A 19750-nucleotide genomic window follows, 5' to 3' on the forward strand; every position below is an offset into this window, starting at 1 on the left:
GCCACATGAGTAAGCACCGCCCTTCATTTAATTGGCAAGACCCGTTCCTACTCGACTCAATGCTGTCGGACGAAGAGCGCATGATCCGTGATAGCGCGCACAGTTATTGCCAAGAGAACCTGATGCCACGCGTGCTAACGGCCAATCGTGAAGAGCGCTTTGATCGTGAAATCATGTCGGAGATGGGTGAAATGGGTTTGCTCGGGGCAACCATTCCGGAGGAGTTTGGCGGGGCGGGCGTGAATCATGTGTGCTATGGCCTAATTGCGCGTGAAGTGGAGCGTGTCGACAGCGGTTACCGCAGTGCCATGAGTGTGCAAAGCTCTTTGGTTATGTACCCCATTTATACCTTCGGTAGTGACGCGCAGCGGCAAAAGTATTTACCAAAACTTGCGAGCGGTGAATGGGTAGGTTGCTTCGGTTTAACTGAGCCCGACGCCGGTTCTGATCCAGCGGGTATGAAAACAAGGGCTGTGAAAGTAGACGGCGGCTACCAACTCACCGGGAGTAAAATGTGGATTACCAATAGCCCCATTGCCGACGTTTTTGTGGTGTGGGCCAAGCTCGACGGTGTAATCCGCGGATTTGTATTGGAAAAAGGAATGCAAGGTCTGAGTGCTCCGAAAATAGAAGGCAAGTTTAGCCTGCGTGCGTCGATTACCGGTGAAATTGTAATGGACAACGTGTTTGTGCCCGAAGAAAACATGTTTCCAGAAGTGACCGGCCTAAAAGGACCATTTAGCTGCCTTAATAAGGCGCGTTATGGAATTGCATGGGGTTCGCTGGGTGCTGCGGAATTTTGCTGGCACGCGGCACGCCAATATACCCTCGACCGCACCCAATTTGGCAAGCCTTTGGCTGCGAACCAACTGATTCAGAAAAAGTTGGCCGACATGCAAACCGAGATACATTTGGGGTTACTCGGTGCGTTGCAGGCGGGGCGAATGGCTGACCAAGGTGTATTGGCGCCGGAAACCATAAGCTTAATCAAACGCAATAGCTGCGGCAAAGCCCTAGACATTGCCCGCGTAGCGCGCGACATGCACGGCGGCAACGGTATTGCCGACGAATACCATGTTATTCGTCATGTGATGAACCTTGAAGCTGTGAATACATACGAGGGTACTCACGACATTCACGCGCTTATATTGGGCCGCGCGCAAACCGACATTGCTGCCTTCGGGTAAGCATAATGAGCGAAACTACCAGCACTCTTTACCAACGTGTTCTCGACGGGCTGTTTAATCAGCCTGCGCCTGAAATTGGCGAGCAGCCCACGTTAGAGCAAGTCGGTATTTCCCGCCAGCAACTCTTCGACTGGGTGCATAGCCAGCTTACCAGTCGTTTGCTTGACATTCATAGCCGTGAGCTGCAAGCCAAAGGTGAGAGCTTTTACACCATAGGCTCGGCAGGCCACGAAGGAAATGCGGCGGTAGCCGCTGCATTTCGTAAAACCGATATGGCGTTCTTGCACTATCGTTCCGCGGCGTTCTTTATCGAGCGGCAACGGCAAGCCTTAGGCAGCACCCCAATTCACGATATGCTGCTAAGCTTTGTGGCCAGTGCCTACGACCCAATATCGTCTGGGCGCCACAAGGTACTCGGATCTGCTGAACTGAACGTACCGCCGCAAACCAGTACCATAGGTTCACACTTACCGAAAGCCATGGGTATGGCGTTTAGTATTGGCTTGGCTAAACGAATTCATCATCAGGGTAAAGTGCCAAACGACAGTGTGGTGCTCTGCAGTTTTGGTGACGCTTCGGCAAATCACAGTACCACTCAAGGGGCTATTAACGCCGCGTGCTGGGCGTCGTTCCAAAGCATTCCGTTGCCCGTTGTGATGCTCTGCGAAGACAACGGTATAGGCATAAGTACCGCTACGCCCCATCGTTGGATTGAAGCCAGTTTTGCTCACCGCCCCGGCCTAAGTTATATCAGCTGTGACGGCCGCAATGTGCTGGACGTTTTCCGAGCTTCGAAAGAAGCAGAGCGCGTTGCAAGAAAACTGAGAAAACCGGTGTTTCTGCACATGAAGTGTGTGCGCTTGTACGGCCACGCCGGGTCAGATGCGGAAATGACCTACCTAACCAAGGCGCAAATTGAACACAATGAGGCGCAAGATCCACTGCGCTTTAGTGTGGCTCTGCTGGAGCATTTCGGCATTGCAACGCGCCAACAACTGCGTTTGCATACCGAACAGCTCTATCAACAAATACAAGCGGTGGCAGCGCATGCGGTTGCTAAGCCAAAATTAAAGAATGCCAGCGAAGTAATGGCCGACGTAGCGCCTCAGCACGCAGCAGTTGCTATACCAGACCCTGCGAAGGGTGAGGTTAGGGAGCGTTTGTTCGGTCACGAAAAGCACAATATAGGGAAGCCGCAAACCTTAAACAAGCTGCTAAATTGGGCACTTCACGACCTTATGTATCAATACCCTGAAATTATTCTCGCGGGTGAAGATATTGGCAAAAAAGGTGGCGTTTATGGGGTGACAAGTCGGCTCGTGAATAGTTTTGGTCCGAACCGTGTGATCAACACCTTACTCGACGAACAGAGTATTTTGGGCGTTGCGATTGGCGCCGCCCATAACGGCTTTTTGCCGATCCCCGAAATTCAGTTCCTCGCCTATGTGCATAACGCTGAAGACCAAATTCGTGGTGAGGCTGCCACGCTTCAGTTTTTTAGCTCTGGCCAGTTTAGCAACCCTATGGTTATTCGTATTGCTGGTTTAGCCTATCAAAAAGGTTTTGGTGGTCATTTTCATAACGACAACAGCTTCGCGGTTTTCCGAGACTTGCCCGGTGTGGTCTTGGTTTGTCCGTCGAATGGGGCTAGTGGTGCTAAATTGCTTCGTGAAGCGGTACGGCTCGCCCATGAACAAAAGCGTGTAGTGATATTTTTAGAGCCGATTGCGCTTTACAACACTAAAGACCTTCATTCGGCGGGGGACAACGAGTGGGCGTGCGAATATCCAGAGCCGACTGAGCGCATTGGCTTTGGCAAGGTGACCGTACATAATACAGCGCCCTCAACCTCGTCTGTTGCGCTCGCTATTGTAAGCTATGGCAACGGCTATTATTTAAGTCGACAAGCGCAAGAGCAACTTATAGCAGAAGGCTACACCGTTCGCGTTATCGATCTCAATTGGTTGCACCCTTTACCTATGGAAAGCTTGCTTGCGGCTCTTGAAGGTGTGGAACGTGTGCTTATTGTCGATGAGTGCCGCCGCACGGGCAGTGTTTCGGAAGAGCTTTGCACCTGCCTGCAAGAGGCGGGAGTAACCATGCCGGTAGCGCGAATTACCGCAGAGGACAGTTTTATTCCACTTGCCAAAGCGGCCTACCATGTATTACCGAGCTGCGAGCAGATTGTTGAGGTGGCGAAGCAGTTACTGAAAGAAGGAACTCAGCATGGGCAACAATAAAAAGCAAAGAGCGATTGTTATTTGCCCAGGGCGTGGTACCTATAACCGTACCGAGCTCGGATATTTGCAGCGTTACCATTCTGAACATGCCGACACGCTCGCGCTATTCGACGCCCAGCGTGCCGCTGAAGGCAAACCTACACTCGCCAGTTTAGACACGGCCACAGTATTTAAAAGCAAAGAGCATTTGCATGCACAGAATGCCGCACCGTTAATTTATAGCTGTGCTTATTTTGATTTTTTGAGTATCGATCGCGAGCGTTATGACATTGTGGCGGTGACCGGCAACAGTATGGGCTGGTACATAGCGCTAGCGTGCGCTGGCGCGCTGAGTGCAATTCGAGGCTTCGAATTAGTGTCCGGTATGGCTGAACTCACTCAGGGCGCAAATTTAGGCGGGCAGCTTATTTACCCCTTGGTTGACAGCGCATGGCAGGTTTCGAACAGCCATGCGGCTGCAGTGGAGGCAGCCATACAAGACGCGGCGGCGCACAATGACCCGCTTTATTGGTCCATTGCCTTTGGCGGGTATGCCGTTCTTGCTGGCTCTCATGCTGCAATTAAGCGTGCTTTAGCAGCCTTGCCACCCGTTGAAGAGCGATATCCATTTGAATTGCCCGGCCATAGTGCGTTCCACACGCCGTTAATGCAGCAGGCCAGTGAGCGTGGCTTGGAGCAGTTTTCAACGTCGTTTTTTAAAGCACCGGAATTACCTTTGATCGACGGCAACGGTCGTATCTGGCACGCCACGGGTACACAAGCAGACGCCTTGCGAAACTACACATTAACCACGCAGGTTACTGAAACCTACCATTTGAGCAAAGCTGTCCGCGTGGGGTTACGAGAGTTTGCGCCCGATGTGGTACTCCTTACGGGGCCAGGCTCTACGATGGGGGGCGCCGTAGCGCAGGTTATGATTGAAGAAAACTGGCACGGTTTACAAAACAAGGCCGACTTTATTGCACAGCAGGCGTCAGAACCGAGCCTGCTGGCATTAGGAATCCCAGAACAGCGCGCTCAAGCGATTTCTTGCGTGCCGTAAAGCCAACTTGCTGCAGCTAAACGCGTTTGTAAGCCAAGTTTACGCAGTAGATTTTTCACGTGCACTTTAACTGTGCCCTCAGCGATATCGAGGGCTTTTGCAATGTGTTTGTTGCTATTGCCCTGCGCGATCAAAATCAGTGTTTGTCGCTCTCGCTTGGTTAAAGCTTGCAGTACAATAGACTTATCATCGACTTGTTTTTGAATGCCATTTACCAGCGCTTGCAATGCTGGCTGGCACATTACCACGTTACCTGCTCGAACTTGCTTGAGCTGTTCAAGCAGATTGGGTGTAGGCTCACTCAGGCACAAGCAATTCTTTACGCCTAGCTCAATAGTGCCGGGTAAAGGGGTGCTGTACTGATAGTTACTCAGTAAAGTTACGTTGCGCACGTCCTGTTTTGCCCCTAAACGCTCAAGTAAACTTAGCACTTTAGCCGCTGACGGCTCATTGCTGACCAGCACAAGCGGGCTTTGTTTTGCCATTCGCGCGGGTAGCTGCTCAATAAACCGAATTTGCGGCGACTTATGCAGCAGGGGCTGATGGTGCCGTAGCAGCATGTCGGGATCGTAAACGTGAAGCGGGATAACTTGGTTCATAATAAACTCACTACTAATCAACGGTGCAAATTTCACCACAAAAGCGGTAGTTAAACATTGATAGGGATCATGTTTGCTGCGGTTGCTCCGTATTTGCCACGAGTTTATTTCGAAACTGCTTTGATTCAGGTCAATGTATGACACGCACAAGAGCTTACACTGGTAAAACCTGAATGAAGAAGCGAGCCCCCGTATGTTACCGTGCAAAACAAAACCTTTGGTTTATGCCTGCAGTGGATGCACGCGGGCAGGGCGTTTAAGCCACGACGTTGCCATGGGATTAATGAACGACAACGTGGCGAATGTGGGTTGCTTACCGGCTTTGGCACTTGGCTTTGAGAGTGAAAAAGAGCGAGCCGCACGTTGCCCAGTATTAGTGCTCGACGGTTGTGAGCAAAAGTGTGGTTTGGTTGCCTTTCAGCAGCTGCAGCTCAACGTAAAGTGGCATGTCGACCTAAACCAGCTGTGTCCCAGCCACGACCATGAGAGCGTCGATTATTCGCTTACCGAGCTTTATGCGGTGATGGCACATTTGAATCGGCTAATTGCTCAGCAAGCACAGTAGTTCGTACACAAAGTAAGTCGCTCACCTTATTTGCGTAGTCCTCGTGTTTGTTTCGCCATCATTGCTGCATAGCGACTGCGAGGGAGCCAACGTTTAAGGCGCCAAATTCCCCGCGCTTTTTTATGGGGCAATATATAGAAAGTGCCTCGTTCCGCTTCTTTTACTACAAACTGAGCAACGTCTGTTGCACTTAATTCACTCTTGCTCATTAATTTGTCGAGTGTTTTATGCATGCCAGGAACTGTGGTACGCATACTGGTGCCCAGATTTGTACGGAAAAAGGAAGGACACACCACAGACACCTTAATACCGTCGGGGTGTAACTCGTGCTGCAGGGTTTCCGACAAAGACACAACGGCGGCTTTTGTGCTGTTGTACGCCGACATGCGAGGAACGTCGAGTAGGCCTGCCATAGAAGCGACATTAATGAACTGGCCGTGGCCTTGCGCTTTGAATACCGGAGTGAAAGCACGGCAGCCACGCACAACACCCATCAGGTTGATGTCAATAATCCAATGCCAGTCGTCTTCACTGACATCTTCTATTGCGCCTACCTGGGCCACACCCGCATTATTAATCACCACATCAACACCGCCCCATTGGGCTGTTAAGGTTGCTGCGGCTTGGTCTAGCTGTGCAGCTTTGGTCACGTCGCATTGCAAAGCAATGGCGCTTGCATTGAGCTGCGTTACGGCTTGCTCCGCGGCAGCAATGTCGATATCGGCGATACAAACCTGATCACCTCTGTTGCTGTAGTATTGGGCCAGCGCAAAGCCTAGGCCTTGCGCACCACCGGTAATAAAAATGCGTTTGCTCATGCGTTTACCTCGTTAATGTGTCGTTCTTTTATACGGCAGCATGCAGCAAGGTGCAACGGCATAGACGTTGAAATGTACGTTGTTGAAGTTTACTAACCTGCGTACACTTGGCCCGAACTAAAACCGAGGGCTGGCTATGGTTGTTTCACTGAAACATATTATTTTTGTTTTTGTAGGGTTGCTGTGCGTAACTCCCATTATTTCAGCGCCTTATGCCCTGTTGTTTGGCTTAGGGTTCGCGTTGCTCGATTGGGTGCCTAAGCACATTAACCTGCAGGCTATTATTAAGCGGTTGTTGGCGATTTCGGTGGTAGGCTTAGGCTTTGGTATGAACGCCTACTCTGCGTTGGCCGCGAGCAAGGCCAACTTGCCAGCATTGCTGGTACTCATTCTGCTAACCATGGTGTGTGGAATTGTTTTTATGCGCGCCTTAAAACTGCACCCCGAAACGGCAGTGTTGGTGAGTTCCGGTACCGCCATTTGCGGTGGCAGTGCTATTGCCGCCTTAGCGCCTGCAATAAAGGCAAAGCAAGAACGCGTGGGAATAGCTCTTGCGTGCGTTTTTATTCTTAATGCGCTGGCGCTTTGGTTGTTCCCTTGGCTCGGGCACTATTTCGGATTAACTGAACACCAGTTTGGTATTTGGGCCGCTTTAGCTATTCATGACACGGCTTCCGTAGTTGCCGCAGCCGGGCAATTTGGCGACCAAGCGTTGGCTGTGGCAACACCTTTAAAGTTAACACGCGCACTCGCTATTGTGCCTTTGGTGCTGGTGGTGTCTTGGTGGTGGCAGCGGCGCAACCGCGCTGCAGTAACGGCGAAAAGAGCAGCCGTTCCGGGGTTTATTTTGCTTTATCTTGTGGCTATGACTATTGCCACCTTATTACCCCAAGGGCGCGATATTTATTCTGTTATTTATGATCTGGCGAAATTGCTGTTAGTGGGTTGTGTGTTCCTTATTGGCGCCACCCTCAACAAGCGTAATCTTAAACAAATGGGGTTGAAGCCATTTTTGTTTGCTTGCTTGTTATGGGCGGTAATTTCCATCGTGAGTCTGCTCTATGTAATGGCATGGGCTTAAAACGGCCGGCCAATGGCAAGATAGGCGCCAGTTCTATTTTTACTACTATGGCTTAAACCGAGGTAGATCGCTCCGAATGGAGTCGTTACCACTCCTAACAGCGAGCCACTATAAATTAAATCGCTGGCGCGCACGCTTTGTTGTTTATCCCAAGCGTTGCCGGCCTCTAAAGCCAACCCCAAATAGGTGGGCAGCGTACCAAACTTGCGTGAGGCCGGTAAGCGGTGCATGTAGGCGAATTGGGCAAATGCCACATGCTGGCCACTAAATTCGCCGCGCTCATGGCCAGAAAGGTTCATAAACCCACCTAAACTGAAGTTGTCGTACAGGGGGCTGGTACCGGCTACTGTAGAGTGCACGCGTAGGCCCTGTATAAAGGTATGGTCGCCATAAGTAGTGGCGCCTAAATAATTAAATTCAGCCTGCTGGTAATTTTGGTCTGCCGCCAGTGCAGTGTCGTTTAAGCCATAGCGAAGCTGCAATAAAGAGCCTTGTTTGGGCAGAAAAACGCTATCGAGGGTGTCTAGGGTAATATGCAGGGCGAGTTCACCTGTGGCAAAGGAGTCTCGAAAGTTGGTCGCGGCCTGCTCGAATGGCATTTTTATGTTGCCCCTGCCGGCGGTATACGCTAAACGTATATCGGCTCGATGTTGCCATTGTGTTCCAAGCGCAAAGCCGAGTTGTTGCGTGCTCACAGCTGCAGTACCAATAAACTCACCAGCGGTATATTGGTTTACCGACACACGGTGAAACTGCGCAAATGCTGTTGAATAGGCTCTGGCGTCGCGCCGAAGAGGTTGCCAATAGCGAGCCCGTAACAAGGGCTCATTGCCTACTTGCAAGTCGTACTGCAGTTCTGCACCATAAGTGTTTATTTCCGTGCGCAAATAGCTAATTGCAGCGCGATAACTCGACTCGGTATTGAAGTTCTCCTCAAGGGTAAAACCGAAACTTAAATAGTCAGGCCCCCAGCTGCGCGGCACTGCCTGTATTTCTACGCCAGGGGTTTGATCTTGCCATAATACTTGGTAGTCCACATGTTCAAAAAAACCTAAGCCATAAATGCGCTCAATGTCCTGCTCGAGAAGCTCGGGGTTAAAGGGCTCGCCGGCTTGCGTGGCCATGTTCGCCCAAAGTAAGTCGTCGGGTAGGTTCGAAGCATTTTCGAGCCGAAACCAACGCGGGATCACTTCTGCTTGTGGCGCGCGAAGTGTGGCTAAATACTGCTGCCATTCTGCTTCTGGCACTTGTAAACGCAATAACGCCTGCGCATTCGCTTGCGCTGCGTTATAACCCGCTTGAATAGCCTCTTGAGCCTTGCCAAAGCCTGCAGTGCTTACGTCGACCGCAAGCAAATTTGGCGCAATATGAATATCGTTTTGACGGAGTGCTTCGAGTTGTTGCAAGGAGTTGTTTCGAATCATTAAGTTGATTGCTTGTTCGGAAATTGCCAAAGGGCCATTCAGAGCCTCTATTCCCGGGTAGTCATTGCTTACGTCGACGACAATCAATTGGGTTGCGCCCATATTCAATGCAATATCAATGGGGAGGTTATTCACCATCCCGCCGTCGACTAAAAATTGCTCATCCCATTGCACCGGTGAAAAAACACCGGGAATAGCCATGCTAGCGCGCATGGCAAGGGCAATGTCGCCTTGGTCTAGAATGACCAGCTCGCCGGTTTCAATGTCGGCTCCGGTGGCACGGAAGGGTAGCGGGTAGTGATCAAAATGGGAAATGTTGGCGTGATAAATAGAGTGCCTGCGCAGCAGTGGCATTAGCTTTTGCCCTTGCACTACGCCCTGCGGCAACTTGAACTTTCCTTCAGAAAATCCCAAAGTGGCTTGAACCGGAAAGAGCCGATCATCCTCTTTTCGGTGAATAGACAAAGACGGTCTTGGGGTTTCGTCGGAAAAAATATCCTGCCAATCAACTGTGCGAACTAAGTTTTCTAAGTAGTCAGGGCTGTGCCCTTGCGCATAGAGCCCTCCGGCAATTGCTCCCATACTGGTACCCACTACAAAATCCACCGGAATACGGTTTTCTTCCAAAAACTGTAATACGCCAATATGAGCCAAACCTTTTGCACCGCCGCCACCGAGCACAAGGCCAACTTTTCGTTCAGGCGCGGATTCGTTACTCTGGGTTGGCCATGGAAAACACCCGATGAGTAACACTGTTGCGAGTAAAATGGGCATAGAAGGAAACGGTTTTTTCATCAACTTGGTCATAAACAACTCGGTGATATGAAGGCATTTGTAAAGGAGTAACGTTTTACCTTAGCGTAATCAGTTCGCCCCGCCTAGGAAAAAGCCGCCATAATGTATTATGATGATTAAGTTAAAAACGAAGAAGGATGGCCATTGAGTTCTTTAGCGTTGCAAGAAAAGGTGCGTGCCCGTTATCACGTTCAATGTCACGGTGCTTCCGCTGCTGAGGCAAACCAAACTTTGGTGTTAGCCCATGGATTTGGCTGCGATCAACAAATCTGGCAGGCACTGCTGCCGTTTTTGGTGGCTGATCCCCTCATGGCTAAATACCGAGTGGTAACCTTTGACTACGCAGGCTGTGGCCGTGCGGCTCCGGAACTTTTGGGCGAGCGGTCTTATCGAGACCTGCAACACTACGCACACGATTTACAGCAAGTCTGCCAAGCCTTTGCACCCAATGAGGCGATAGTGCTTGCGCACTCAATTAGCGGTGCTATTGCATTTCTTGCGAGCCTAGAGAGCCCGTCATTTGCTAGAAAAATAATAGCGATAGGCCCTAGTGCCTGTTATTTAAACCACCCTGAAACCGGTTATGTTGGTGGTTTTGAACGGCAAGATATAGAAGGACTGCTGGATATGATGGAACGAAACTACTTCGATTGGGCGGGATATTTAGCGCCGCAAGTGATGGCGAATTCTGACCGGCCAGAATATTCCGAGGCGCTCCGAAGCAAGTTTTTAGCCACGAATCCAACACATGCGAGGCGCTTTGCCGAGGTGACTTTTTTTATCGACATCCGTGACAAGCTGCCCCAGGTGGCCACTCCCGTAGAGCTTTTGTATTGCGACAATGACATTATTGTACCCACGAGTGCCATTTACTACATTGCTGAGAAATTACCTCATGCGCATGTGCATCATGTTGAAGGTGCGTCGGGGCATTACCCGCATATGAGCGCTCCCGCTGCCGTTGCTGCTATTGTTCAACAGTTAGTTGCGGAGCACTAAATGGACAGTAATTTAGCGCCTTGCGGTTTGCTGAGTTTAAACACCAGCGGCAATGTGATGTTTATGAACGCAACCTTGAGCCGCTGGTTGGGGCTGAGTGACGACCAAATGGCAGGTCAGCCTTTTGTAAACCTACTCACTACGCCGTCACGCATTTTCTACCTTGGCCATATTCTCCCCTTACTGCAACAAACCGGCCATACGGAAGAGAATTATTTAAGCTTCAAGCATGCTAAAACGGGCGATATTCCGGTGTTAGTGAATGCCTGTAAAGCCACCCAAAATGGTCAGGATATTTTTGTGATGGCGGTGGTGACCATGCAGCGGCGGCATATTGTGGAAGAGCAATTGCTACTGGCCAAACAGCGGGCAGAAGAAGCAATGAACGAGCGTGAAAAAGCCTACGAAGCGCTCGAAGAAACAAAACAGGAGCTCGAGGAAAAACAGCAGTTACTTACCCAAATTAATGCCAGGTTGGAGGCTTTATCCACCAAAGACCCGCTTACCGGCTTGAACAACCGGCGTGTATACGAGCGCGAGCTGGAAACCCGCTTATTGGCTATTAAGCGCGACAGAATGCCCTTTTCGGTATTGGTGTTAGACCTCGACTTTTTTAAGAATGTGAACGACAAATTTGGTCACGATAAAGGTGACCTTGTGCTGCAGGAGCTGGCGCGGCTATTAACCGAAGAGCTCAGAGAAATTGATGTGCTGGTTCGCATGGGAGGCGAAGAGTTCGTTGTTGTTCTGCCAAATACCCCACAAACGCACGCGCTTGATGTTGCTGAGCGTATTCGAGCACGGGTCGCACAACATGCGTTTGTAACCGGCACTTTAACCTTAAGTGTTGGCGTGGCGGAGGCCACCGAAAAAGACACGAAAGCCTCGCTCTATGAGCGCGCAGACCGCGCCCTTTACCGCGCAAAGCAATTAGGGCGCAACCGAATAGAATTTGTTGCCGCTTAGCTGCACGGCAGGCCGTTTACCACATTAAATCGTCTGGAATTTGATAGTCTTTGTAAGGGTCGTCTTCGGCTACTTCTTGCGCTTCGGGCTGGGCCAAGAACATAAGGGCTTCGGGATATCGCTCCATTACTTTTTCGGCAACGTGAGTGGGAACAACCTTGTAGCTGTCGGCGTCGGCGCAAATAGCAAGTTGGCCAGCAGCAAGTGCAGTTTGCCCTTTTTTGTTGACCCATAGTTGTTTTACTTTATTGCTGCGTGGATCAACAAAGTTAAAGGCAATTTCGCCACTAATATTTTGCTCGCCATGCTGCAACATTTGCATTGCTTGTGCCCGTTTCGCCTTTTCTTCCGCTTCTTGTTTGCGCTGCTGGTTCAGCTGTCGGTCACGTTCTGCTTGCTGCTTTTGCTGCTCGCGCAACTGTTGTTTACGCGCTTCTTCCGCTTGCACTTCGTCTTGCATGTGGCCTTTACGCTTAAGCTTGGCCTTTTTGCGTTGCTCTTGCGACACTTTCTTCGCTTTGTTGGCGTTAACAAGGCCAGCGCTAGCGAGTTGTTCTGCGAGTGATTTTGCCATAAATGATTACTCGTTTTGGAATACCCCGAAAAATATGGCCATATTGTAGCAAAGCCATGCCATTATTGTGTCAGATCAATAACCCGAAAGGAGTGATTTTATACACTTTGTTTTCCTTAAGACCTGCAGTAAGGTGAATTATGTCGAACATTGGTTGGCAACCGGAGCTCATTACCCGCTACAACATTCATGGTCCGCGTTATACCTCATACCCCACTGCGCTGTCGTTGGTGTCGCCAATGCTAGAGCAGCCGATTTTAAGTGCCTTAGCACGCTCGAGTCAGCAACTGAGCCTCTATATACATTTGCCTTTTTGCCATAAACTTTGCTTCTACTGCGGCTGTAATAAAGTAATTACGCGCCATCAATGGAAAGCCGATGACTATCTCACCGCCTTGGAACACGAAATAAAGCTTTACAAGCCATTGATAGCGCACCGAACAGTCGGTTCGCTGCACCTCGGTGGGGGAACCCCAACCTTCCTTACTGAGGTGCAGCTCACCCGGCTGATCAATATGCTGGAAACCCATTTGGGTTTGAACGTGAATGCCGGGCACGAAATTAGTATTGAAATTGACCCGCGCAGCTGCACTTTAGAAAAGCTAGCGCACTTAAAGTCACTCGGTTTCAATCGTGTCAGTTATGGCGTGCAAGACGTGAATGAAGACGTTCAAATAGCCATTAACAGAGTGCAGGAGAGCAGTATGGTGGCCGCTCACATTGCAATGGCACGAACACTCTGCTTCGACTCTATTAACCTAGACCTTATTTATGGCTTACCTATGCAAACCCTCACGGGCTTTGCACGGTCTTTAGCGCAAGTTGTTGAATGGGCGCCGGATCGTATTTCTTTGTTCAGCTATGCGCATTTACCAAGTCGCTTCGCCGGTCAGCGAAAAATTAAAAACGACAGTTTACCCAGCACCGAACACAAATTAGCAATGCTACAGCTTGGTATTGAGAAGTTTACCGATGCCGGTTACCAAGCAATCGGCATGGACCACTTTGCGAAGCCAACTGACGAGCTGGCGCGGGTACAACGGGCGGGTAAATTGCAACGTAATTTTCAAGGTTATACCACCCATGGCTCGAACGCTTTGTTAGGCCTCGGCGCGTCTTCTATAAGCCAGGTCGACGGCGTTATTTGGCAAAACGAGAAAGACGTGAAACCCTATTCTGACTTGGCGCTGGCAAATAAACTGCCGGTTGCGAAAGGGGTAACGCTAAGTGTAGACGACCGTATTCGTGCCGACTTAATTGCGGAGCTTATTTGCCATTTTGAATTAAACACTCAGGCTTTTGCGTGCAAATGGGGAATTGATTTTGAGCACTATTTTGCCGACAGTTTAGTGCGCCTGCAGCCCTTCGTGCGCGACGGCTTGGTGAGCATATCCGAAAGTTCCATTCGCGTACTGCCCGTTGGAAAGCTGCTTGTTCGCTCTATTTGTAGTACCTTTGACCTGTATTTACATGAAGGACAAACCCGTTATTCCAAAGTGGTATAAATGACAGAAGAAAAAGCGCCTCACGACACCCAAGCCTTAAACAAAAGCCGCTGCACGCTTGACGCCAACCAGCCTGTTTGGCTATTTGGCTATGGCTCGCTCATTTATAAAGTGGACTTTGACTATTTGCAGCGTACACCAGCGTACATTGAAAACTGGCAGCGCCGTTTTTGGCAAGGCTCTCATGATCATCGCGGTACGCCCGACGCACCGGGCCGCGTAGCTACCTTGTTGCCGCACACTGGAGCGGTATGCATGGGTATGGCCTACAAAGTGAGCCCGCAAGTGTTTGAACACCTCGATCACCGAGAGAAAAACGGCTACTTGCGGCTCTCCACAACCTTGCACTTACAAAGCGAGCCGCCGCAAAGTACCCAAGGTTTAGTGTACATAGCCACCGAACACAATGAAGCATTCCTTGGGCCGGCGGCGGAAGGTGAAGCCGACGAGCGAGAAATCGCTCGGCATATTGCCAATGCTCGTGGTCCAAGTGGGCCGAACGACGAATATGTACTGCGATTAGCCGAGGCGCTTCGCTCACTCAACGCCAACGACCCCCATGTGTTTGCCATTGAGCGCTATTTGCTAGAGCGCGGCGCTTAATGGAATGGAGTGCTAATACCGAACCGATGCAAGTGTTAGCCAAAGCATAAGTACTTCACTTCGGTGTACTCGTCGAGGCCATGCTTGCCGCCTTCGCGCCCAATTCCAGACGACTTAACGCCGCCGAATGGCGCCGCTGCATTTGAAATAAGGCCGGTATTAATGCCTACAATGCCAGCCTCGATGCCTTCAGAAACTCGCCGAATGCGGTAGTGGTTGTTGGAATAGAAGTACGCAGCTAAGCCAAATTCTGTGGCGTTCGCAAGTGCTATCCCTTCTTCTTCGGTGTCGAAAGGAAATACCGGCGCAAGTGGGCCAAAGGTTTCTTCACTGGCACACAGCATGTTTTGTGTGGCATCGGCAAGCAACGTTGGCTGAAACCAAAAGCCGCCACGTTCATGACGTTTGCCGCCCACTAACACGTGGCCACCTTTTTCGGTTGCGTCGGCAATATGCTGTTCTACTTTTTCAACCGCGTCTTGGTTAATTAACGGGCCGATTACAACGTTGTCTTCAAAGCCGTCGCCTACTTTTAATGCTTCTATTTTAGCTGCAAATTTTTCTAGAAAACGCGAATAAACAGCGCGTTGTACGTAAATACGATTTGCACACACGCAGGTTTGCCCAGCATTTCGAAACTTGCTGTCGATAGCGCCTTGTACCGCCGCGTCTAAATCGGCGTCGTCGAATACTAAAAAGGGGGCATTACCGCCAAGCTCTAACGACACGCGTTTAACGGTGGGTGCACAGTCCGCCATAAGCTGCGCGCCGATTGCGGTGGAGCCGGTAAAGCTCAACTTGCGCACGGTTTCACTGCTACTAAATACTTTGCCAATGGTTTTTGCCGAGCCGGTAACAATATGAAGAACACCTGCGGGAATGCCGGCTTGTTCTGCAAGTGCGGCCAATGCGAGCGCCGTAAGTGGCGTGTCCGACGCAGGCTTCACCACCATAGTACAGCCCGCAGCCAGTGCTGGCGCTGCTTTTCGGGTCATCATGGCTGCTGGAAAATTCCACGGCGTAATCGCTACACAAACGCCCACAGGCTCTCGCGTGGCAACAATACGGGTATTGGCATTGGGTCCGGGAATGGTTTCACCGTAAATGCGCTTGGCTTCCTCGGCGTACCACTCAATAAAACTAGCAGCGTAGGCAATTTCACCTTCCGCTTCAGCCAGTGGCTTGCCTTGTTCAAGGGTCATAATCTCCGCCAGCGGGGTTTGATGAGCCATGATCAAGTCGAACCATGTTCTGAGTATTTTACTGCGCTCTTGTGCAGTTTTTTTGCGCCATGCGGGTAATGCGATAGCTGCACTGGCAATCGCCCGCTCCACTTCTTCGGCACTTAATGCGGGTACTGTGGTAATGGTTTTTTGCGTGGCAGGGTTTGAAACGGTAATGGTTTCACCAGAGCGTGCAGCTTGCCATTTCCCTTCGAACCAGCAGGTGGAGCGGATTAAGCGTTGCGCAGTTGCAGAGAGTTGCGCGATGTTAGTGTCTGATTCTGCGTGTGTTGCGTTATTCATAAACAGCATTCCACTCCTGTTGGCTGAAAGGCATTACTGACAAACGACTGCCTTTTTGTACGAGCTTGTTGTTGGTTAAAGCGGGGTTCTGCTTTAATTCTTGCAACGGGATCACTCGCGAGAATTTTTCCACGAATTGCAGGTCAACCGCATACCAACGCGGTTCGTCAGGCTTACTTTTACTATCAAAATAAGCCGATTCTGGATCAAATTGGGTTGGATCGGGGTAGTGCGTTCTCACTACTTTAGCGATGCCAGCAATACCCACCTTGGTGCAGCTGGAATGGTAAATAAAAACCAAGTCGTTGAGCGCCATGGCGGCAAGAAAGTTGCGTGCTTGGTAGTTGCGTACACCGTCCCAACGCATGGTTTGCTGCGTTGCATTGGCAATGTCGTCGATACTGCATTCATTGGGCTCGGTTTTTACTAACCAATAGTTCATAAGGTTCCTAGGCTTCTTTGTTGATATCTTTTAAACGCAGTGCGTTGGTGATTACAAATACACTCGACAAGGCCATAGCACCGGCAGCGAGCATGGGCGAAAGGAGCAGCCCCCAAATGGGGTAAAGCACACCGGCAGCGACAGGGATTAATAAAATATTGTAGGCAAACGCCCAAAACAGGTTCTGCTTTATATTGCGCATGGTTTTTTGGCTCAAAGCAATGGCGTGAGCAACGCTGGTGATATCGCTGCGCATCAGTACTACGTCGGCAGACTCAATGGCTACGTCGGTTCCCGAGCCAATAGCAATGCCCACATTAGCTTTGGCAAGCGCTGGGGCGTCGTTAATACCGTCGCCAACAAAAGCAACACAGCCATGCGCTTGCTGGAGCGCTTCAATTGCGTCTACTTTACCGTTTGGCATAACTTCCGCGACCACATGGTCAATACCCAACTGTTTGGCAATAGCGTGAGCGGTGTGTTTGGCATCGCCGGTAATCATGGCCACTTTTAAACCTAAACCATGCAGGGTTTGAATGGCAATTGCTGTGCTCTCGCGCACTTTGTCTGCAACAGTAATCAGCGCCTCTAACTGCCCGTTTACGGCAATAAAAAGGGGTGTTTCGCCTTCACTTGCAAAGTCGTCGGCGCTTTGCTCCAGGTTACCGAGCGCAATGCCACGACTTTGCATTAATCGTGCAGCGCCAATTAACACCGTGTGTGCATTGACTTGCGCCTCTAAGCCCATGCCGCTGATTTGCTCGAAAGTGAGTGTCGGCTGCAGCTTGAGCTTTTGTGCTTTAGCCGCAGCCACCACCGCGCGAGCAATAGGATGTTCGGAATGCTCTTCGGCACTTGCAGCAAGGCTCAAAAGCTCGGTTTCGGGAAACTGTGCATGTGCAGCCCTTACCACTCGGCGTAACGACGGCTTGCCCTCAGTAAGGGTGCCGGTTTTATCGAATGCAACCACTTTAATGTCGCGTAACTGCTGCAAGGCTTCGCCTTTGCGAAAGAGAATACCGTCGTTGGCGGCCCTTCCCGTACCCACCATAATAGAAACGGGTGTAGCCAGACCCATGGCACAAGGGCAGGCAATAATAAGTACCGCAACGGCGTTTACCAATGCCATGGTTAACGCTGGCTCAGGCCCAAACATTAGCCAAACCAGTAGTGTAACAAGCGCCAAAGCAAGAACCACGGGAACAAACACAGCGGTAACTTTATCCACCAAATGCTGAACGGGTAAGCGGGCACCTTGTGCTCGCTCTACCAGCTGAATAATTTGCGCCAGTACTGTGTCTGCTCCAATTTTGTCAGCACGATAAAGCAGCGTGCCGTTGGTATTCAACGTGCCGCCAACCACCTTGTCGTTTATGGTTTTTCGCACAGGCATGGGTTCGCCAGTAAGCATGGACTCGTCGAGGTGTGATTCACCTTCAATAACAACGCCGTCTACCGCAACACGCTCACCCGGCCGAACCTGAATAGTATCGCCAATTTCAATGTGGCTCAGGCTCACATCTTGAAAGCCGTTGTTAGATTTCACCCGCGCTGTTTTTACTTGCAAGCCCAGTAGTTTTTTAATGGCTTCGCCAGTGCGGCCTTTCGCGCGTGCCTCTAACAAGCGCCCTAACAAAATAAGCGTAACAATAACCGCTGCGGGCTCAAAATATACAAAGCGTGAAGCGCTGGGTAACCATTCAGGGAAAAAGAGTGCGACACAAGAATAAGCCCACGCCGCAAGAGTACCCATAGCAACTAAAGAGTTCATGTCTGGCGTGCCGCGGAAGAGCGCAGGTAATCCGACTTTATAAAAGCGTAAGCCAGGGCCGAACATAACCAACGAGGTGAGTATGAATTGTAGGCCCCAATTCACTTCAAGGCTCATGCTACTTTCAACGAGTTGATGAATAAGGGGAATAAAGTGACTCCCCATTTCAACAAAAAACACCGGCAGCGTTAGTGCAAACGCAAGCCAAAATGAGCGTTTCAGTTGCTGATACGCCTTTTGTTTAGTGTGTGCTTGGTCTTGCTGCTGGTATTCATGCACTTCTGCACTATAGCCGGCTTGTTTTACTGCTTGCAGCAAATCACGAATACGCACGTCGGCACCTTGTGTGCTGGCAATAAACTCAACCCGGGCGGTTTCGTTGGCAAGGTTCACGCGCGCATCCAGTACGCCGGCAACCAACCGCAAAGCTTTTTCGACTTTGCCTACACAGCTGGCGCAGTGCATACCGTTGAGGCTGAGTTGAATCTCTTCCACCCGAGTGGGGTAGCCTGCTTTTTTAAGCTGTGCGGCCACGTTGGCAATAACACTATTGCTATTGGCGTTGTGCTGAAGCGTAATGTCGGCTTGCTCATTGGCAAGGTTAACCGCCGCTTCGGCAACCCCTTCAACCTGTTCGATGGCGCTTTGAGCACGCCTTACACATCCGGCGCAGCTGAGGCCGGTAACAGGAATATGCAAAGTGGCGTTGGCACGACTCGACATGGGGAAGCTCCTTTAAATTAGTAATGCATGATATTGTACAGCTTCTGTCGGAATTTTCAGATTTTGCAAGAGGCCAACCATGAACCCTTGGGACGAACGATACAATAAAGCTGAATACCATTATGGCACAGAGTCAAATGACTTTTTGCGTGCCCATGCCGAAAGCCTGCTTACAGGCAAAGGAAATAGGGTGTTGTGCCTTGCAACCTGGCGGTTGGCTGTTGGTGGAATGCTACAACGAGCAGCAATTAGGGCGGGGCACTGGCGGGCCGCCGACCGCAGAACTCATGGTTAGCCTGCATGAACTCGAGCAGGCGTTTAGCGGCTTTCAGATGCTTCATGCCGAAAATACGGTGCGCAGTATTGTGGAAGGCTCGGGGCATAACGGCGAGGGCGCCGTATGCCAATTTATCGCCCGAAAGCTGTGAATCCTTTTCAGGAATTACTGCTCAGGAATAAGTACGCGAATGGCCTGCAAATAGCGAGCACCTGCACTTTTCACTTTGTCGTAGGCCATTCGTTCAGACCCCACATGTGTTTCCTCAAGGTCGTCTGCAATATCTTCAAGCTCAATGGTGAGCCGCTCAAGTGCATTTTCGAGTGTGTAAGTGAGTTCGTGAATTTCACCTAAATCTTCGGCGCTCAGCTCACCGCTTAATAGTGTGGCAAGTTGGGCATTGGCACTGTGCAGGTTTTGCACGGCGATCTCGAGGGTAGGCGAAGCCTCTCCACGGTAGTGGCTGATGCGGTCGTCTGCATGTGTTGCGAGCGAGGTTAAGCTGATCAACGCTACTGCAATAAGCGACAACTGAAAGTGTCTAAATGTGTTCATTATGCTTCCTTTGGGTTCGTGAGCCTTTTATTCAAAAGCTATGTTTCAAAAACAGGGT

18 protein-coding genes are annotated in these 19750 nt (G+C 50.5%); 10 read left to right on the forward strand and 8 right to left on the reverse strand.

The features are described 5' to 3' along the window. Positions 1-5 precede the first annotated feature (5 nt). Genes DQW12_RS04975 through DQW12_RS04985 form a run of 3 tightly spaced genes read left to right on the forward strand, consistent with a single transcriptional unit; the run spans position 6 to position 4469 of the window. Complete coding sequence (locus DQW12_RS04975; RefSeq protein WP_113906757.1) at positions 6-1187, forward strand: acyl-CoA dehydrogenase; 1182 nt, start codon at positions 6-8, stop codon at positions 1185-1187. A gap of 5 nt (positions 1188-1192) precedes the next feature. Then, positions 1193-3427: a dehydrogenase E1 component subunit alpha/beta gene (locus DQW12_RS04980; RefSeq protein ID WP_113906758.1), complete on the forward strand. Its 2235-nt coding sequence runs from the start codon at positions 1193-1195 to the stop codon at positions 3425-3427. Continuing rightward, complete coding sequence (locus tag DQW12_RS04985) at positions 3414-4469, forward strand: malonyl CoA-ACP transacylase (RefSeq protein ID WP_113906759.1); 1056 nt, start codon at positions 3414-3416, stop codon at positions 4467-4469. Before DQW12_RS04980 ends, DQW12_RS04985 begins: the two co-directional genes overlap by 14 nt. Here DQW12_RS04985 and DQW12_RS04990 read toward each other — a convergent pair. Then, complete coding sequence (locus DQW12_RS04990; RefSeq protein WP_157957852.1) at positions 4445-5068, reverse strand: LuxR C-terminal-related transcriptional regulator; 624 nt, start codon at positions 5066-5068, stop codon at positions 4445-4447. The genes DQW12_RS04985 and DQW12_RS04990 overlap by 25 nt on opposite strands. 193 nt (positions 5069-5261) lie before the next feature. Here DQW12_RS04990 and DQW12_RS04995 point away from each other — a divergent pair, with 193 nt between their 5' ends. Beyond that, positions 5262-5633 (forward strand): putative zinc-binding protein, encoded by a 372-nt coding sequence (locus DQW12_RS04995; protein ID WP_113906761.1) that lies wholly within the window; start codon positions 5262-5264, stop codon positions 5631-5633. 26 nt (positions 5634-5659) lie between these two features. On the opposite strand, the gene DQW12_RS05000 is transcribed toward DQW12_RS04995, so the two are convergent. Continuing rightward, positions 5660-6451, reverse strand: coding sequence for an SDR family oxidoreductase (locus tag DQW12_RS05000; protein WP_113906762.1), 792 nt, complete (start codon positions 6449-6451; stop codon positions 5660-5662). A gap of 136 nt (positions 6452-6587) precedes the next feature. On the opposite strand from DQW12_RS05000, the gene DQW12_RS05005 reads away from it, so the two are divergent. Further along, on the forward strand, positions 6588-7532 hold the full coding sequence (locus DQW12_RS05005) for a YeiH family protein (RefSeq protein WP_113906763.1): 945 nt from the start codon (positions 6588-6590) through the stop codon (positions 7530-7532). Here DQW12_RS05005 and DQW12_RS05010 read toward each other — a convergent pair. After that, positions 7529-9763, reverse strand: a complete 2235-nt coding sequence (locus DQW12_RS05010; RefSeq protein ID WP_113906764.1) for a patatin-like phospholipase family protein — start codon at positions 9761-9763, stop codon at positions 7529-7531. The two genes, DQW12_RS05005 and DQW12_RS05010, sit on opposite strands and share 4 nt — an antisense overlap. 132 nt (positions 9764-9895) lie before the next feature. Here DQW12_RS05010 and DQW12_RS05015 point away from each other — a divergent pair, with 132 nt between their 5' ends. Together DQW12_RS05015 and DQW12_RS05020 are read left to right on the forward strand one after the other, a co-directional pair. Beyond that, positions 9896-10750 (forward strand): alpha/beta fold hydrolase, encoded by an 855-nt coding sequence (locus DQW12_RS05015; protein ID WP_113906765.1) that lies wholly within the window; start codon positions 9896-9898, stop codon positions 10748-10750. Then, complete coding sequence (locus DQW12_RS05020; RefSeq protein ID WP_113906766.1) at positions 10751-11716, forward strand: sensor domain-containing diguanylate cyclase; 966 nt, start codon at positions 10751-10753, stop codon at positions 11714-11716. Between the two features lie 16 nt (positions 11717-11732). Here DQW12_RS05020 and DQW12_RS05025 read toward each other — a convergent pair whose 3' ends face one another. Further along, entirely contained in the window at positions 11733-12290 is a 558-nt protein-coding gene (locus DQW12_RS05025; RefSeq protein WP_113906767.1) for a DUF2058 domain-containing protein, read from the reverse strand. A 140-nt stretch (positions 12291-12430) separates the two neighbouring features. Between DQW12_RS05025 and hemN the strand changes: the two genes are divergently transcribed. Both hemN and DQW12_RS05035 read left to right on the forward strand, forming a co-directional pair. Further along, positions 12431-13795 (forward strand): oxygen-independent coproporphyrinogen III oxidase, encoded by a 1365-nt coding sequence (hemN, locus tag DQW12_RS05030; RefSeq protein WP_113906768.1) that lies wholly within the window; start codon positions 12431-12433, stop codon positions 13793-13795. After that, positions 13796-14398: a gamma-glutamylcyclotransferase gene (locus DQW12_RS05035; protein ID WP_113906769.1), complete on the forward strand. Its 603-nt coding sequence runs from the start codon at positions 13796-13798 to the stop codon at positions 14396-14398. A gap of 35 nt (positions 14399-14433) precedes the next feature. On the opposite strand, the gene DQW12_RS05040 is transcribed toward DQW12_RS05035, so the two are convergent. Genes DQW12_RS05040 through DQW12_RS05050 form a run of 3 tightly spaced genes read right to left on the reverse strand, consistent with a single transcriptional unit; the run spans position 14434 to position 18860 of the window. Then, the gene (locus DQW12_RS05040) at positions 14434-15924 is read right to left on the reverse strand and encodes an NAD-dependent succinate-semialdehyde dehydrogenase (RefSeq protein WP_113907215.1); all 1491 of its coding nucleotides are present in this window, start codon (positions 15922-15924) and stop codon (positions 14434-14436) included. Then, a complete protein-coding gene (locus tag DQW12_RS05045; protein WP_113906770.1) occupies positions 15917-16366 on the reverse strand; it encodes an EVE domain-containing protein in 450 nt (149 codons plus the stop codon). Before DQW12_RS05045 ends, DQW12_RS05040 begins: the two co-directional genes overlap by 8 nt. A gap of 7 nt (positions 16367-16373) precedes the next feature. Then, positions 16374-18860: a heavy metal translocating P-type ATPase gene (locus tag DQW12_RS05050; RefSeq protein ID WP_113906771.1), complete on the reverse strand. Its 2487-nt coding sequence runs from the start codon at positions 18858-18860 to the stop codon at positions 16374-16376. Positions 18861-18982: 122 nt separating this feature from the next. Between DQW12_RS05050 and DQW12_RS05055 the strand changes: the two genes are divergently transcribed. Then, positions 18983-19288 carry a hypothetical protein gene (locus DQW12_RS05055; RefSeq protein WP_198683905.1) on the forward strand — a complete coding sequence of 102 codons (306 nt, stop codon included), beginning with the start codon at positions 18983-18985 and terminating at the stop codon, positions 19286-19288. A 14-nt stretch (positions 19289-19302) separates the two neighbouring features. On the opposite strand, the gene DQW12_RS05060 is transcribed toward DQW12_RS05055, so the two are convergent. Next, positions 19303-19692: a DUF6746 family protein gene (locus DQW12_RS05060; protein WP_232819887.1), complete on the reverse strand. Its 390-nt coding sequence runs from the start codon at positions 19690-19692 to the stop codon at positions 19303-19305. Positions 19693-19750: the final 58 nt, after the last annotated feature.

It is taken from the genome of Aliidiomarina celeris (genome assembly GCF_003316875.1).
Lineage (GTDB): Bacteria > Pseudomonadota > Gammaproteobacteria > Enterobacterales > Alteromonadaceae > Aliidiomarina > Aliidiomarina celeris.

Excerpts from the sequence above, each read along its gene's own strand:
- DQW12_RS05025 (WP_113906767.1), bottom strand. The coding sequence starts at position 12,290 with ATGGCAAAATCACTCGCAGAACAACTCGCTAGCGCTGGCCTTGTTAAC.
- hemN (WP_113906768.1), top strand. The coding sequence starts at position 12,431 with ATGTCGAACATTGGTTGGCAACCGGAGCTCATTACCCGCTACAACATT.
- DQW12_RS04990 (WP_157957852.1), bottom strand. The coding sequence starts at position 5,068 with ATGAACCAAGTTATCCCGCTTCACGTTTACGATCCCGACATGCTGCTA.
- DQW12_RS05045 (WP_113906770.1), bottom strand. The coding sequence starts at position 16,366 with ATGAACTATTGGTTAGTAAAAACCGAGCCCAATGAATGCAGTATCGAC.
- DQW12_RS05050 (WP_113906771.1), bottom strand. The coding sequence starts at position 18,860 with ATGTCGAGTCGTGCCAACGCCACTTTGCATATTCCTGTTACCGGCCTC.
- DQW12_RS05010 (WP_113906764.1), bottom strand. The coding sequence starts at position 9,763 with ATGACCAAGTTGATGAAAAAACCGTTTCCTTCTATGCCCATTTTACTC.
- DQW12_RS05040 (WP_113907215.1), bottom strand. The coding sequence starts at position 15,924 with ATGAATAACGCAACACACGCAGAATCAGACACTAACATCGCGCAACTC.
- DQW12_RS04980 (WP_113906758.1), top strand. The coding sequence starts at position 1,193 with ATGAGCGAAACTACCAGCACTCTTTACCAACGTGTTCTCGACGGGCTG.
- DQW12_RS05005 (WP_113906763.1), top strand. The coding sequence starts at position 6,588 with ATGGTTGTTTCACTGAAACATATTATTTTTGTTTTTGTAGGGTTGCTG.
- DQW12_RS05020 (WP_113906766.1), top strand. The coding sequence starts at position 10,751 with ATGGACAGTAATTTAGCGCCTTGCGGTTTGCTGAGTTTAAACACCAGC.
- DQW12_RS04985 (WP_113906759.1), top strand. The coding sequence starts at position 3,414 with ATGGGCAACAATAAAAAGCAAAGAGCGATTGTTATTTGCCCAGGGCGT.
- DQW12_RS05055 (WP_198683905.1), top strand. The coding sequence starts at position 18,983 with ATGGCACAGAGTCAAATGACTTTTTGCGTGCCCATGCCGAAAGCCTGC.
- DQW12_RS05060 (WP_232819887.1), bottom strand. The coding sequence starts at position 19,692 with ATGAACACATTTAGACACTTTCAGTTGTCGCTTATTGCAGTAGCGTTG.
- DQW12_RS04975 (WP_113906757.1), top strand. The coding sequence starts at position 6 with ATGAGTAAGCACCGCCCTTCATTTAATTGGCAAGACCCGTTCCTACTC.
- DQW12_RS05035 (WP_113906769.1), top strand. The coding sequence starts at position 13,796 with ATGACAGAAGAAAAAGCGCCTCACGACACCCAAGCCTTAAACAAAAGC.
- DQW12_RS05000 (WP_113906762.1), bottom strand. The coding sequence starts at position 6,451 with ATGAGCAAACGCATTTTTATTACCGGTGGTGCGCAAGGCCTAGGCTTT.
- DQW12_RS04995 (WP_113906761.1), top strand. The coding sequence starts at position 5,262 with ATGTTACCGTGCAAAACAAAACCTTTGGTTTATGCCTGCAGTGGATGC.